Annotated in this window: 12 protein-coding genes; 6 read left to right on the top strand and 6 right to left on the bottom strand. The window is 40.0% G+C overall.

Translation table 11 applies throughout. The annotated features are described in order from the left end of the window. The first annotated feature begins 102 nt into the window (after positions 1-102). Positions 103-975: a LysR family transcriptional regulator gene (locus ACOB80_RS17005; protein WP_473167055.1), complete on the top strand. Its 873-nt coding sequence runs from the start codon at positions 103-105 to the stop codon at positions 973-975. Between the two features lie 58 nt (positions 976-1,033). Here ACOB80_RS17005 and ACOB80_RS17000 read toward each other — a convergent pair whose 3' ends face one another. Further along, positions 1,034-1,705, bottom strand: coding sequence for a DUF1826 domain-containing protein (locus ACOB80_RS17000; RefSeq protein WP_473167054.1), 672 nt, complete (start codon positions 1,703-1,705; stop codon positions 1,034-1,036). Positions 1,706-1,951: 246 nt separating this feature from the next. On the opposite strand from ACOB80_RS17000, the gene ACOB80_RS16995 reads away from it, so the two are divergent. Both ACOB80_RS16995 and ACOB80_RS16990 read left to right on the top strand, forming a co-directional pair. Continuing rightward, positions 1,952-3,607 carry a serine hydrolase domain-containing protein gene (locus ACOB80_RS16995; RefSeq protein ID WP_473167053.1) on the top strand — a complete coding sequence of 552 codons (1,656 nt, stop codon included), beginning with the start codon at positions 1,952-1,954 and terminating at the stop codon, positions 3,605-3,607. A 95-nt stretch (positions 3,608-3,702) separates the two neighbouring features. Continuing rightward, complete coding sequence (locus tag ACOB80_RS16990) at positions 3,703-3,918, top strand: DUF6482 family protein (RefSeq protein ID WP_473167052.1); 216 nt, start codon at positions 3,703-3,705, stop codon at positions 3,916-3,918. A gap of 109 nt (positions 3,919-4,027) precedes the next feature. Here ACOB80_RS16990 and ACOB80_RS16985 read toward each other — a convergent pair whose 3' ends face one another. Both ACOB80_RS16985 and ACOB80_RS16980 read right to left on the bottom strand, forming a co-directional pair. After that, positions 4,028-5,218 (bottom strand): serine hydrolase domain-containing protein, encoded by a 1,191-nt coding sequence (locus ACOB80_RS16985; protein ID WP_473167051.1) that lies wholly within the window; start codon positions 5,216-5,218, stop codon positions 4,028-4,030. A gap of 124 nt (positions 5,219-5,342) precedes the next feature. Further along, entirely contained in the window at positions 5,343-6,836 is a 1,494-nt protein-coding gene (locus ACOB80_RS16980; RefSeq protein WP_473167050.1) for a S41 family peptidase, read from the bottom strand. Between the two features lie 238 nt (positions 6,837-7,074). On the opposite strand from ACOB80_RS16980, the gene ACOB80_RS16975 reads away from it, so the two are divergent. From ACOB80_RS16975 to ACOB80_RS16965, 3 genes are all read left to right on the top strand, one after another. Beyond that, entirely contained in the window at positions 7,075-7,764 is a 690-nt protein-coding gene (locus tag ACOB80_RS16975; protein WP_473167049.1) for a response regulator transcription factor, read from the top strand. Beyond that, positions 7,757-8,980: a sensor histidine kinase gene (locus tag ACOB80_RS16970; RefSeq protein WP_473167048.1), complete on the top strand. Its 1,224-nt coding sequence runs from the start codon at positions 7,757-7,759 to the stop codon at positions 8,978-8,980. The genes ACOB80_RS16975 and ACOB80_RS16970 overlap by 8 nt, the downstream gene beginning before the upstream one ends. Before the next feature lie 141 nt (positions 8,981-9,121). Beyond that, positions 9,122-9,793 (top strand): hypothetical protein, encoded by a 672-nt coding sequence (locus ACOB80_RS16965; RefSeq protein ID WP_473167047.1) that lies wholly within the window; start codon positions 9,122-9,124, stop codon positions 9,791-9,793. Between the two features lie 108 nt (positions 9,794-9,901). On the opposite strand, the gene ACOB80_RS16960 is transcribed toward ACOB80_RS16965, so the two are convergent. The 3 genes from ACOB80_RS16960 to ACOB80_RS16950 all read right to left on the bottom strand — a co-directional run bounded on the left by ACOB80_RS16960 (position 9,902) and on the right by ACOB80_RS16950 (position 14,581). Next, positions 9,902-11,674, bottom strand: coding sequence for a flavin monoamine oxidase family protein (locus ACOB80_RS16960; protein WP_473167046.1), 1,773 nt, complete (start codon positions 11,672-11,674; stop codon positions 9,902-9,904). Between the two features lie 22 nt (positions 11,675-11,696). Then, a complete protein-coding gene (locus ACOB80_RS16955; RefSeq protein WP_473167045.1) occupies positions 11,697-12,977 on the bottom strand; it encodes a peroxidase, FMP-type in 1,281 nt (426 codons plus the stop codon). 218 nt (positions 12,978-13,195) lie between these two features. After that, positions 13,196-14,581, bottom strand: coding sequence for a serine hydrolase domain-containing protein (locus ACOB80_RS16950; RefSeq protein ID WP_473167044.1), 1,386 nt, complete (start codon positions 14,579-14,581; stop codon positions 13,196-13,198). Positions 14,582-14,616 lie beyond the last annotated feature (35 nt).

Here is a 14,616-nt window from a genome sequence, read left to right as displayed (position 1 = left end):
ACTACGTGATATATAGCTACAATAAGAACCAACTGTTTCCAAATTGAGAACAATGGTTAATCTTTTAGCCTAGTTACTTGATTGATTAGCCAGAATGAAAACATGGACAAACTGCGTGCAATTAAATATTTCCTACGTTTAGCGGAATTAGGTAGCTTTACCCGCGTTGCTGAACAAACAGGGGCTTCAAAATCAATGATTAGTAAGGAAATCAGCCGACTAGAAAAGGAACTTGGCGTACGTTTGTTTCACCGTTCAACCAGAAATTTAAAACTCACGCATGTTGGTCAAGGCTACTTACCACGAGCCAAAGAATTTATTGAACGCTTAGAGCAAGCTGATAATTTCGTGAAAGACCTACAACAAAGCCCGAAAGGTAAACTTAAAATTAATGCGCCAATGGCCTTAGGGATCACACATCTTACTGAAATGTTCACTCAGTTTATGAAACAGTACCCTGAAATTGAGCTAGATGTTCATTTTAGTGATGAAGATGTAGATTTAGTTGAGCATGGTTTTGATTTAGGCTTTCGTGCTTCAAGTAAACCAATAGAGTCAAGCTACATAGGTAAGCCATTGACGACCTTTGGTTATCATATTTGCGCCAGCCAAGAATATTTAAACAATCATTCGCCAATTCATTCTATCGCCGACCTAAAAGACCATAATTGCTTTATCTACAGTTATTTTAAAGGAAAGAATGTCTGGCCTATAGATGGAGGTGTTGCCGTTCACGGGAATCTAAAAGTGAATAGCGCCCTGCTTTCTCTAGAGGCTATAAAAGCAGGGCTTGGCATAGGTTTTATTCCGAGCTTTATTAGTGAAAAATCCTTGAAAAACCGTGACATTGTTGAAGTGCTCCCTGATTCAACTAAACCTATTTTACCTTTATATGCCCTTTACCCTGCACGGCACTTTGTTCCACCTCAAGTCGTTCAATGCATTGAATTTATTGAAGAGTGGTTTAAGAGTTAACGCCGTTTCTCCCCGACAACCAGTCTAAATGAAAGGCATGTCAGGAACTTAAAAAGTACTAGTCGATAAAATCTAATGTCATTACCAGTCGGTGCTCTCCCGCCAAAGGCTGTGGAGAGCGATGCACAAGACCACCACTTTCGTTATCAAACCAACCTTCACCTTTAGCTAAGGCAACATCACCCGTATTTAAGTGCTGAATATCGGCTGTCGATTGCATAATCCCTGCAGACTTATCTGGCATACCTGCACTTGCTAAACCAAGTCTAGATCTATCTACTCGATCATGGGGTAACCATTCAGTCGCGATACCTGAAAACGTGGTAATTAATCGACAAGGCACATGGTCGACATGAAATTTGGGGCACATGGCACTATCGATAAAATTAAGTCGTAAACCTACACGCTTTAATTCAAATAAAGTACAAAACATATCAACTAACACAGCAACATGTTGATTGAATGCCTTCTTATCACTTAACACCTCACTGTGATCTGCTAAACAAGAAACGACATTGTCAGGTGTTACTGTCATTACTGCTTTAAGGTGCTGAGCACTTGCCATGATGGCATCAATCTCCAGTTTGGTATCAGCGCTAATAGGATTTTGCCAAACCGCAAAATTAACATCTTCTTGATATATTTCAGTCAACACAGAGGGGGCTTGTGAAAAAACGGCTCTGCGTTGTTTGTCGAATGTTTGCGAAAGCGCAATCGCTGCATTTGTCATGTTATACCTCAAAAGACCGAAGAAAAAGATACGTTATAACATAACAAAAACAATAAAACACGCATGCTTGTTCATTCGCCGACACCACTTTTGATCGACATCGTTGGTAAACAAATACTCATATAGGTAGCAATAACTTTAAGTGTCGGCTCTATGTCGGGCAATGTCGGTAAGCTGTCGTCTTATTCTTTGCGATCCTTTAGGCATACTTTCCTGTGATTTTTACAGACAAAGTGGTTTAACGGAATGAGTACGAAAACACATCAAACAATCAACTTGAAACACCTAATAATTCTAACAACTTTAGCCGTTTTATTTGCGCTAACATTAACGCACAATCCAGCACTTGGTGCTTCAAACGACCTTGCTCAAAAATTAGATATGGTTGTTAGCGAATTCTCCGACAAACATCAGTTTATGGGGAGTATTTTGATCGTAGAAAATGGTACAGAGCTATATAGAAAAACAGCGGGTGTAAAAAATATAAATACGCCAAGCGGTATAGAAACTTCGACACCTTTTAAAATTGCTTCTCTTACCAAGCAGTTTACTGCTGCGGCTATTTTGATGTTAGAAGAAAGCGGTAAACTTTCTTTAGATGACAACATTAATCAATATTTGGAAAACCCTGTTGAGCAGTGGACTAATATTACCCTTAGACACTTGCTTGAACACAGTTCTGGCATACCCAACTATACAAATCTTAATAGCTATCACTCCCTGAAAAGCCACCATATTTCAAAAGTGGATTTAGTAAAAACTTTCGCAGTACAGCCATTAAATTACTCTCCTGGTTCAAAAAGCGAATACAGTAACTCAGGGTACTTCCTTTTAGGCATGGTGATTGAAAAAGTATCGACCTTAACCTACCAAGAATTTATACAACAACAGCTATTTCAGCCACTGAAAATGCACGATTCAGGTTTTATTGAAGAAACCAACATCAACCGACACAGAGCAATCGGTCATCAAGTTTCAGACAATAAACTAGGTTTAGCGAATGAAGTTGATATGAGCTCAGTGTTTTCCGCTGGCAATATCTTATCCACTACCGAAGATCTTATAAGATGGACTAATGCTCTATTTGCAAACAAGCTACTCTCTAACAAGTCACTTAAATTGATGACATCAAGCACTCTTCCTTCTGGTGCTTATGGAGTTTTCACATCTAACTTCTCTGGTATCACTAAATACCATCACAGCGGAGGAATTGACGGGTTTACCAGTGAATGGCGATATTTCCCAGAGCGAAGATTAGCGATTGTTGTCTTAGGAAATGTGCAGAGCCCAGCAATACAATCGCTTACTTATCAGATAGAAAAAATAGTGTTTGAACTGCCCCTTTCAACTAAACGCTCGAAGCAAGAAATATCACTAGAACCGTTGTCTTTAGATAACTTTACTGGCACCTATCAAATGGACAAACAAGGCGTAAACAGTCATTTTTTCGTCAAAGAAAAACAGTTGTTTGTCCTGCTACCAGGCAAGCCCCCGATAGCATTGAAGCAAACCAGTGAGCAAGTTTTTCATTCTGAATTGTTAAGTTTAAACGTCCACTTTGACTTAAAAAACGAAGCAAGCCCAACGGTTTTAATTGAGTTCTTGGCTTTAGCAAACAAAGTAACTGGTACAAAGATTTCAATAGACAATCAGGAATCGAGAATGTCTGCATTTACTGGCGTTTATAAAGTTAGAAACGGTTTCTATATCTCCGTTTTCAATACAAATAATGGCCTTTTCGCGCAAGCAACAGGACAGCCTGCAGTTGCTTTGAATTCCACATCTCTTTACCACTTTGATACGCCAATAGCCGGGCTATCCGTTAAGTTCTCGCAAGACCAACCAGCAAAGTATTTGATTTTAAAACAAGGAGGAAATCGCGCTAAAGCTAACAGGCTATAACACGAAGACAAACTTGCTTAAGAGCAATGTTGAATAAAAAATAAACTTTATTCTCCGCCATACCGTATAAAAAGTATCAATAGGAGGAATATAGCATGGCAATAACACCAACTATTTTAGGCATTGCTGAGTCAACGCATTATTTAGTGGGAGCGACAGATGAAAACCAAGACTTTGTCGCTCATCCTAGATTAAAGAAAGTCGCGGTATGTAAATCGCTCGTTGAAGCTAAGCAAATTTTAAAAGACAACAATATAGAAAACGTTGAAATTACTTGGCAAACACCTTACGACGAAATGTGTGGTTTGTGAGCTATTGAAGAGCATGCACTAGTCCATTCAAAAAGTTACAAGCGATTGTGCTGATTCATGAAAACTACTTGATCAGCACTAATCGATAATCACCACCTTTCATTCTGGGTCAATCTTCTGCCTCAACAATTGTATTCAATACTTGCTGAATCATCTCATCGGTTTGCACAATACACGAACTATGTCCATGGCAATTAAAAAATGCAGTAACCGTTGTATCTAATTCTTTGATGTACATATTAGATGACTTATAGCCAACTTCTTCTCCACCGTGATGGTAAATGGTGTACTCTCCTAATAAGTTTTTGAAGAGCCCCAAGCCAACGTAAAAGTTATTGTCCGCATCGGCGAGTACTAAGCTCTCTTCACCTAATAGTAATTGTCGGATTTCATCATTCACAAATGAATCATCGGTCATAATGAGGCGAAGAAGCGACGACAGGTCAGAAACTGTAGTCGCAATAGGAGCATCGGCAACCCCTATATTTTCATACAAAGGTTTAGTATTGATAATGTCTTCGTCATCAATTACATAACCAGAAATAATGTCGCCTAGCTCTTTTTCAAAACCTAAGTAAAACGTATTTGTTAAGCCAAATGGGTCTAGTATTCTGCTTCGCAAGGTTTTGTGATGGTGCTCGTTTAAGACTTGATCTAGGATAAGCCCTGTTAGCAGGTATCCCGTATTGGAGTAGTTAAAACCTTGACCTGGTTCAAAATAAGACGGTCGATTAAGGGCGAATTGCAATGCATCTATATCGGTTTTTAGAGTATCCAAGTTAGCACTCGCAGCATCAAACCACTCCTCAGACGATCTGGCATCCAAATAGTCATAAACGCCAGCGGTATGATTTAAAAGCTGACGTAATGTCATCTTTTCGCTATGTTCGATTTGAGACAGTATTGAGTCAGGTAACCAAGTACTAATTAACGCGTCGATATCCAAAACGCCATCTTGGTGCAATAACGCAACCAACAGAGCAGTTGCCTTTTTTCCTGCACTCCCTGCTGGCATCGCGTGATAAGTTTGCATTAACTCTTGGCTCTCGGTATCTGCGTACCCAGCAGCACCAATAAACTGAATATCTGGCCCGTCAATTTCTAAAATAATGCCAGGAACATCTTCATTAACAGCGCCATCAATCAAAGCCTGATAATCAAACTCTTGCGTCACTGGGGTTGGTTCAGGTTCCGATGCAACTACAGGCTTGGATGATGAGCTACCACCGCATGCAGATAGTAATGAGATTGATATTGCTAATATAGCAATGCTACTTTTGTTCACAGTAAAAAATGACATAATTAATCGTCCTAGTGTTTGATGTTTGGGTTCTATGGAAGAAAAAGCCTGATTGCTTTACCCTCCTTCGTTGACCAGTAGTTTTCCAAAGGAAGGGTAAAGAAAAGGTGAATTAAGCTGTTTTTTATTGGCGTAGAACTTCAACCGCAGCTTCAATACCTAAATCGATTTCCTGGCGCCTCTGTTCCAAGGTAGAATAAGGCACTTCAATATCAACTGGGATACCGCTAGCTTCAAACCATAATCCATCATGAGATAGATAACGTTCATTCGATAAGGACACTTCAAATCCATTAGGCAACACTTTTTCTAATCGATAAGAAAGTGCGCCATGCGTTGCTTCTCCTAAAATTGTTACATTTGGCAAAGCACGTAAAGCTAAGGTGAGTTTTTCAGCTGAAGAGGTTGTAGTGGCACTGGTCAGCAAAACAATGTCACCCAAAAATTGTTGATCGCCTCTAGGTGCAATGAATACTTCTACCAATGGTGTAAATGTAGCTCCAAGACGAGCTTGTTTACTAAAGGCTAAAGTTTCACTAGCAACAAATCGGCTGGCAATTGCTAAGGAATAAAGGTCTGTGCCCCCTTGGTTGTCTCTCAAATCGATAATTAAGCCACTGATATTTCCCAGATCATTTAAAATAGTATCTATCAAGTTATCAATCGCTTGAACATGAGCTTCAGAGCTAGCATCTTCATTCAGTAGACCATGCATTTTACCAATATATAGGTAACCTATTCCCTCATTACTAAACCAACGGACCATGGCATCATCCAATGAGTTAACATCTGAGCTGTCTTCCGCGTAATCGTCAATAATGGAGGTTTTAGTAGCCTTTTGCTCTTCGATGTACTGACCAAGTTCACTCAAAACTGTCGACGTGGCTAACTCTGCAGGAATTGGAAAAGGCAATCCGTTTTGTTGGGCAAACTCTTGCGCGAGTAACCCTTCAAACGTCAATTTATTGTAGTGTGTAAAATTACCGTATTCTGTAGCAATATTGACATGCGAATCGCTCAGAGGAGCTAACATGTCATACATAACATCGAGCAGCTCTAGCTCCGAGCTAGCATTGTTTATTTCAACTTGATAGGTCTGATAAAGCGCTTCCCAATCAACCGATTTCAATTGAAAATCAACATAATACTCCTTAAATAATTCATACAAGTAAGCCATATCTGTAGTGGCATCAGCCTGAAAACCTTGCTGGTGTTTAAACGGAATAAGCTTGTCTTCACATGATGGTGGCAAAGATGCTTCCTTGTGAAACACAACAGCGGGTGCGTGAAAATCTCTACTGCCAAATTCACTATAGTTCTCCATCGTCTGACCGTTTTGATCAAATACAAATAACGTCTCCAGATCTTGTGTGGTGACGTCATTTTCATCTAAATCTTTCAGGCAAAAATTCGACGTATAATGAAATCGTTCAATACTGCTATTCGTTATATTGTACGCAACACCATAAGCTGGCGCTTGCCAGATCCCTTGATAAGCACTCTTTATCGTTTCTTTTCCGTTGCCTGAAGTTGTTTGCTCTCCAGAACCTGAACCGCCACCACAAGCACTTACTAACAAAGTAACAATGCCTGTGTAGAATAATTGTTTAGCTTTCATCACGTTAATCCTTTATTAATCTAGAAAAATAGCGTTAGAACCGTTAAGTTTTAAACAGTAAAAACGCTCGAGTTGGCGCTAGGTTAGAATGATGAAGGTCAAATTGAGGTAAAGTTATTCCGAGTTTTTCAAATAATGAATATTGTTTGTTGACCAAATTTCGGAAAAACTTCACCCTGATATCACCCGATGATTCTTACTATGTGTTTCAGTTAAATTTGATTACAAAGAGTCGTGAATGAAAAAGAAAATGACAGCGTTATTGATTGAAGATAACCAAGCAATTGCAACTCAAATCATTAGTTTTTTGGAAGGGCATAATTGGTCTATAGATTACGCCGCCACAGGAAATTTAGGGATAACGCTTGCCTTAAAACAGCGCTTTGACTGCATTATCTTAGATTTAAACCTACCTGACATTGACGGTTTGCAGGTGTGTACAACCTTAAAGAGCCAATCAAAATCAAATACCCCTATTTTAATGCTTACTGCACGTGACGCCTTCGAGGATAAACATAAAGGATTTAGCTTAGGCGCTGATGATTATTTAACGAAACCTTTTGATTTAAGAGAATTAGTACTGCGATGTGAAGCACTGTCGAGAAGACGGCAATTACATGAAAACAATGAAATCATTCAAGGAAACCTAGTCGTCGATAGCAGGGCACACAAAGCAACATGGCAAGGTACGGAAATAAAGCTAACAAAACTCGGCTTTTCAATTTTGAAAATACTCGTTGACGCTTATCCTTACCCAGTAAGCCGCTCTGATCTCATCCAACACATTTGGGGTGATGAGCCACCAGAAAGCAATGCATTAAAGTCACATATTTATACTTTGAGAAAGTCCTTCGAGCAGGTGGGGATGCATAACGTACTTTGCACCATCAGCAATATAGGATATCAACTGCAGGACCTAGATGATTAAATTTAAAAGTCTAAGAAGCCGATTACTTATCGCATTCTTATTATTATCAACCACAATATGCGCTTTTTTCATACATTTGAGTGTGTTACTGGTAGAACAAGCACGCGAGAACACGTTTCAGCAAATGTTAGCCATTCAAGCCGAAAGCATAAAAAAGGCTTATGAAATGAGTGGAATGCTTAATACCGCAATTCATCCTCACATAGCGTTACTGGAAGAAAAACAGCAAGTTACGAAGCTTTTAGAGGAAAATAACTACCCGTTAAAAAACTTTAATAGTGCACTTATTCGTACCGGCTCAAAAATCATTTTTCAATATCCATTAGATACTACTAAATCCATATGGTTGGTGCTCGATACTGAGAAATTACAAGAAGTTACTTTGGTGAATGATTATATGATGCTGTTTTTGTATTGCATTTCTGCCGGCGTATTCATATTAGCCATTCTCTGTTCATGGTATCTAGCAAAAATACTTTCTTCACCTATCAGCAAGTTAAGCAAGGACGTATCTGATAGCGCCTCATCTAATACAACAACATTTTACGGCAGCAATAGAAACGACGAAATAGGTACCTTATCAAGAACTTTGGGCTATGCCTTTGAACAACTTCAAGAAGTATTGCTGCGGGAACAAAATTTCACACGAGATGTGAGTCACGAACTTAGAACGCCTATTACATTAATCAAAAATACACTGGCTATTAATCACGACAAGCCTATAGATAGCGAAGCTGTTAAAGTTATTGAGCAAGCATCAAAAGAATTAGAGCAAACGGTTGAAGTGTTATTAGCGTTAGCGCGGCAGGAAAACGTAGCTTTTGAGCCTTGTACTATTTTACCCATTATTGAAAAAACCGTGTTGGCTATATACACAAGCCACCCAGGGCTTGAGTTTAACGTCCGCTTGAATCTACCTTCAAACCTCATCGCTTCGGGTAACCCTTACTTGATAAGTTTACTCTGTCAAAACTTAGTCAATAACGGCTTCTATCATGGCGACGGCGCGCAAATGAACATCACCGCTGTTGATGGCAACATAGTATTTGAGAATCATATTAGCCAGGAAAACGAACGACCTTATTATCAAGGCCTAGGTCATGGCCAATACCTTGTAAAACGCATTGCTAGCGCAATGGGCTGGGATGTGAAAGTAGAACAAACAAGCGCACTATATAAAGTGACAGTTTTTACCCAATGTTGCGATTACAGTTAATAAACGCTTTTTAAACAATTTAATTTTGATATCCAAGGGTTCCTAGCGTATAAAATAATCTACACATTCAAATAATTAATAGTGTTTAAAGCAGCTAAAGACGATTCTGTTTTATCCAGACATAAAAGCTAATACTAATAAATGATTAAACTTTCAAACAATAGCCACCGCATCGGTGGAGTCTCAGCTTTAGTTTGTTCCATCTGTTACTTTATTGGCTTAGTGACTCTAGTATTTATAGCACCTGATTTATATGACTTCCCAGCGGGTCGTTTACGCGTGATTGACCAATATGGCGTGTTGCTTTACCTATGGTATTTTGTAGTATTTGCACTGGTCGGCATATGTGTTCTATTCATTAACTATTCATTAATTAGACTCTACAGTAAAGAAGCTAACTGGATAGTGATTGTCACCACTTTAATGGCTTATCTCTCAGCTAGCTACCTCTTCATTATTTGTTCTATTGAAATCATTTCCAATGAATTTTTTCTCGCGGAGCACTCGGGCGTTACAACAAATAAAAGCCAACTTACCGAACAAATTTATACGGTATTAACCAACCTTCGAATGTACACAGAGTGGACACTGGATGTTTGGCTAATTCTCATAAACGCTATGTTGTTTAACACCAAATTTTTCAGTCGCTTTTTACATGCTTTTGGCTTAATTATCGGGTGGTTTGGCATTTTAATACTAAATCCAGCGTTTCAACCCTATGCAATGTATTACGTAGCAGCAATTGCCCTATGGTTTTTGTTAATAGGGCTTAAGCTATTGCGGCTAAACGAGCCAAAATCGAATCGATATTGAAGCTATACGAAACAAGACTTTTTAAATGAATAAAAAGCCAGCATAAGGCTGGCTTTAATTTAGGATTGAATCGATTATGAGCTTTGTTCTCATTCGATGTTATATCTATTACGCGCCCCACATACCTTTATGTAACACGTTTGTAGGAACTTGCGAAGGCTTAGGCTGCGCACAACCATCTTGCTCAGGCAAAGCTACTCCCATTGCAGAAAGTGCTAGGTCACAAGATCGAAGCGAGCCATTAACCCACCCTTGCATATCCGATATCGCTTCATTACAGAAGAATACGTTTGCCAGTGGTGAGGCAAGATAATCACGCACTGCGATATCATCAACACCCAATCGCCACTGATGATAGGCAAACTCAAAATCTTCAGCACCATCCCATAACCGATAACTGGTGAGCACAGGTTCAGGTACGGCTTCTTCCTCGATGGCGAACAGTTGACTCAGCTGCTTTTTCAATTCGGAAACAACGGCAACAGATGCAGGAAACAAAGTTTGCGGTGGAACGCTTTGCTTTTCCTGCAGGGGCGAAGTAAACATTTCTCCGACATTCTGAAGACCTTGCCAAAACATGGAATTTTCAAAATCGCAATACATGGTTAATGCTGCGGCTTTGTACTGCTCCCCTTCTTCAGCCGACAGTTTGCTTTGCTCTGATGCTGTTAAACTTTCTGGTATTGAATAAAAAGGATAGATTGAATTTAGCGGTAAGCTGCTAAAATTTGGACCAAACTGCACTGGCGGTTCAACCGCTCCATCTTTATCGAGCCACCAGGGTTGATCAAAATAAAGGTTAATCTTCATCAATCTCATGCCACGGGCAGAATGGATATTATCCCATAACTTTTGCGCATCAGGACTTTCATTAAACGCTGGCGATGTCGCAAAAAGCTCTTCCATACTCTTGGTTGCAGTAGCAACTACAATTTGATCGCAGGAAATTGTTTTTCTAACTCCACCAGGAATATTAGGAGACGCATTTTTTTGATCTGGCGCTTGCGTTAAGCCCAGCTTAAAACCTTCACCCTCTCGCTCTATCACGTTAACGTTAGTGCTCAATGCGATACTTACCTGATCTTCAGGTAACGCATCTCGAACCGCATTGGGTAACGTGCTAAACCCTTTAACAAACGTAAAATACGTAGGATCTTTAGGAAAGTCGGCAAGAATCTGAAAAGCATCTCCGGCATTAATTGGTGCTTTAAATGGCCCAGCAAAACCAATCGATTCAGAGAGCATTTGCACACATTCTTCCGAATAGTTCATATCTCGTAGTAACCCCCACATCTGCCAGTCACGTAAGGGGGTTCCTTTCCATTGAAACTCATTACGTAACATGGTCCAGTAATCTGGTGTTTGATTTTCCGGTTGTGTGGTGTGGTTGGCATCAAGTACTGCTGTGTACACATCATGAATAATATCTACCGGGCTTTTGCCTTTTTCATCTTCGTTGAGATTATAAATTTCTCCCCAAATTTGATTGTCGCCGGCAATTGCTTCTTGTGCAGTAAAACTTCTTCCTCGGAGCAGAAAGCGATTAGTATTGCCTAACGTTCCAATGTCACTTGCCATTGGGAAAGGGACTATTTGATCACAAAGTCCCATTTCTTTAACAAGCGCCATAAGTTCGGTCATCGAATACTGAAAGCGCATGCCACCTTCTTCTTCACGCACCACTTCACCAGGTTTCACAGCAATAAGGTCGGTATCGAGTCGGCCCCCTGTTCTATTGAGCCTTTCGACTATTGCAATCTTTTTCGATGGATAAGATTGATTAATTCGAAGAGCACAATAAAGCCCGGAAATACCTGCGCCGATAACGGCAATATCAGCATGCATGGATTCGTCTAAATCTTTAAAATAAGTGATAGTCATTATTTATTCTCCTATTGCAAGGTTAGGCACGCGTGTGCTTCATTTGATATTTTACGGGCTCAGGACTATCTGTTGACTCTTGCTCAGCTTCCGTTGGCAACTGGATCGGTTGAAAACGTTTATCTGCTGGAATATCTTCTTCGCGTCTAAGCGTGTTCACTTGAATATGCGGCCACAAGGTTGTACCGCCGTCTGAGCCGAACATAAATTCAAAATCGACAATTTGCTCGTATTGCAATTGCTCGACGACTTTCTTTAAAGAGGGATCGTAAACTTCTTCTAACCACATGCGATATCGCATTCTGGCGACTCGGCAATAGCGTTCAATCATCACGTTATTGATGGCTGCACCTTGAACACCTGTTGGGTGGAAAGTATCTAGCTCAATCAAATCATATTTATTAAAGGTAAGGCCATCATTGGCATCACTTAAGGTCAAATTTGGTTGCACTGTATAGGGAAACTTGGCACCAAACTCGTCGTAATTAAATATTTTCTCAAAGTATGCTCGACCACTGTTTACACCACTTTCTCTAGGCCCGCCATCAGGCTTTTGATCTTCGCGAGGCAGCTTTGTCCACGCTGGTTTTTCTAACGAACCTGGGATAAGGTCAGGATCATCACCCGTTAAATTTATGCCCATTGTCGGTGAAACTGAAAGGTACTCTTGCTGCCACAATTCCGCTATTTCAGGAGGCTGATCAGTTACTGATTGAGTAATGTTACCCGTTAAGTGAATTGTAGTGCCGTGAGGAATAACACCTGAACGGGAAATGGTATAAGGAGGGATAAACTGCGATCCAAGCTCTCCTGGCCCTAACACTGGTTCAGCACCATCAGTTTTTACCGATTCAGCGTCAGAAGTATGTTTAAACAAACTCCGTGGGTTCTGATATGGACTATTTGCATCCCAAGGCATTTTGTTATCGCCAAGCCACAAATACATGCCATTTTCGAAGTGCTGCAAAGCATCGTCATTATCGATTATCGCCGTTTCATATTTAACAGCACCGTTAAACTGCTCGTTCGAGCCAGCTCGGTTTCGCACCGGCGCGTTTACTTGGGTAAACTTAAGCTGCTCTCGATACTCTTGAGATTTGAAATGAAATACGCCAAAAACCGTTTCCGCTGAGGTTCCTGGCGAAGGCATAGGGGTAGTATGTAAGCCCTTTGGACCGCCTTTCCAATTCACCCAAGTACCGTGAAGTTTTGATAATATGCCAAATTGCGTGCCAGTAGGGAGCCCTTCTTCCCACTCTGGATAAGATTTTACCGATGACTTTTGAATTTTAGAATCAGACATTTTTCGCTCCTTGTTTTAGTGCGCCTGGTCGTACAACTCTGGCCAACTAACTACCCTTATTTTTCGGGCCTGCGTCCAAGCAGTAAAAGCCGCTAATGTCAAAACGGCTCGTTGAATCGAAAGTGTAGTTCAAGGAAATAAAATCTGCGAGGAAGGAAATAGAAAGCGTTAAACTAAATTTATTCCTTCCATTTAGTGATCAGGTATAGAGAAAAAAGCTATCCATTTTTATTGGCAAGTACACAGGCTTTATGCTCTTCTGACTCAGCACAGAGCTGCTCAAACTGTCGCTTAATTCCTTGATATTGCGGAAAGCTAATGTGTAACCAATGATACAAATCAATGGCCTTGGCTGTATTTCCCGACCAATTTAATTGCTGAGCTAAATCAACAACAAGTGAAGCAACATCTAGGTCTGTTAAAGGGTTCTGCTGCTGTGTCAACAAGGTTTCTGACCATGAATTATCTAAGATAGATTGGTTTAGAGATAGCGATGGTAATCGTTCCCTGTTTGGTATTGTCGCTCGATAAAATGCACGTAAAATATCATCAGCTAACAGCTGTTTGTGCCCATATCCCATGCCTGTATTATTGAGTAAAACTAAGCTAACATTATCTTCAACAACTTGATAAACATAGCTGCTATGTCCCAGTAATTGGCCATTGCCACTGTGTATCTTAATGTCGGTTTTACCATCTAAAGCTAACGTTTCAATCTGCCAAGCATAAGGTGTTTTTGAAAACATCTGCGCTTTACTTTGTTCAGATAAAAAGTCGCCTTGATGTATAGCAGTCATAAATTTCAGATAATCTTCGCCTGTAGTAAAAATGCCACTTCCAGCGTGAAAAATCTGCATATGAATGTTTTCTTGAGGACCCCAGCTCCCATTTTTACCCCAACGGAAGCCGGTTACCAATGGTTCTTTTGTTTGATAAACCATCCCTGTATGTTCCATCGCTAAAGGCTTGAATATAACGTCATCAAAAACTGCTGCAATTTCTTTCCCCGTTACCTTTTCAACAACTTCACCTAACAGAACCCAGCCAAGGTTTGTATATAAACTTTGGGTACCGGGCGTAAAATTTAATGATGTATTGGCAATATCTTGGATCAGCTCGTTATGGGGTATGGTTTTTCGGTACTTACCTGCCTTCCAACCAGGTAACGTAAAATGAGTCGGTATGCCGGAACGGTTAGTTAACAAATGATCTATGGTGACTTCACCAGCCCAAGAAGCGTTAAATTTTGGCAGATAGTATTTTAAACTTTTATTTAAATCGATTAGCCCCTGTTCTTTCAGTTTTAAAACCAAAGCAGCCATCACAGGCTTACTTAATGAAGCGATTGGAAAGCGAGTTGTGTCTGTAATCTTTTTTTCGAAAAGATTGTCAGCAAAGCCAACACTTTGCTGACACAAAACTTTTCCATTCTTAGCCAATAAAAGAGTGCCTTGAAACATTTTATATTGTACAAACGGCGACAACGCAGAAGACAAAAGGTCACAATTAAAATCACTATTATGTAGAGACTTACTTTGAACACTTTGACCATAGGCTGACAAGCTCAACATTAAAAACACCAAGGCCAATGACATCAATTTCATCGATAAATTATCCATACAGTTGAATTAGAGTTTTC

Source organism: Thalassotalea coralli (genome assembly GCF_055786205.1).
Note: the sequence above shows the minus strand (reverse complement) of the source record. Positions and strands in the feature narration are given on the sequence as shown.

Bases quoted from the DNA above. Each gene is read 5' to 3' on its own strand.
- ACOB80_RS16970 (WP_473167048.1), top strand. From the start codon at position 7,757: ATGATTAAATTTAAAAGTCTAAGAAGCCGATTACTTATCGCATTCTTA.
- ACOB80_RS16985 (WP_473167051.1), bottom strand. From the start codon at position 5,218: ATGTCATTTTTTACTGTGAACAAAAGTAGCATTGCTATATTAGCAATA.
- ACOB80_RS16950 (WP_473167044.1), bottom strand. From the start codon at position 14,581: ATGAAATTGATGTCATTGGCCTTGGTGTTTTTAATGTTGAGCTTGTCA.
- ACOB80_RS16960 (WP_473167046.1), bottom strand. From the start codon at position 11,674: ATGACTATCACTTATTTTAAAGATTTAGACGAATCCATGCATGCTGAT.
- ACOB80_RS16975 (WP_473167049.1), top strand. From the start codon at position 7,075: ATGAAAAAGAAAATGACAGCGTTATTGATTGAAGATAACCAAGCAATT.
- ACOB80_RS16980 (WP_473167050.1), bottom strand. From the start codon at position 6,836: ATGAAAGCTAAACAATTATTCTACACAGGCATTGTTACTTTGTTAGTA.
- ACOB80_RS16995 (WP_473167053.1), top strand. From the start codon at position 1,952: ATGAGTACGAAAACACATCAAACAATCAACTTGAAACACCTAATAATT.
- ACOB80_RS17005 (WP_473167055.1), top strand. From the start codon at position 103: ATGGACAAACTGCGTGCAATTAAATATTTCCTACGTTTAGCGGAATTA.
- ACOB80_RS16955 (WP_473167045.1), bottom strand. From the start codon at position 12,977: ATGTCTGATTCTAAAATTCAAAAGTCATCGGTAAAATCTTATCCAGAG.
- ACOB80_RS17000 (WP_473167054.1), bottom strand. From the start codon at position 1,705: ATGACAAATGCAGCGATTGCGCTTTCGCAAACATTCGACAAACAACGC.
- ACOB80_RS16965 (WP_473167047.1), top strand. From the start codon at position 9,122: ATGATTAAACTTTCAAACAATAGCCACCGCATCGGTGGAGTCTCAGCT.
- ACOB80_RS16990 (WP_473167052.1), top strand. From the start codon at position 3,703: ATGGCAATAACACCAACTATTTTAGGCATTGCTGAGTCAACGCATTAT.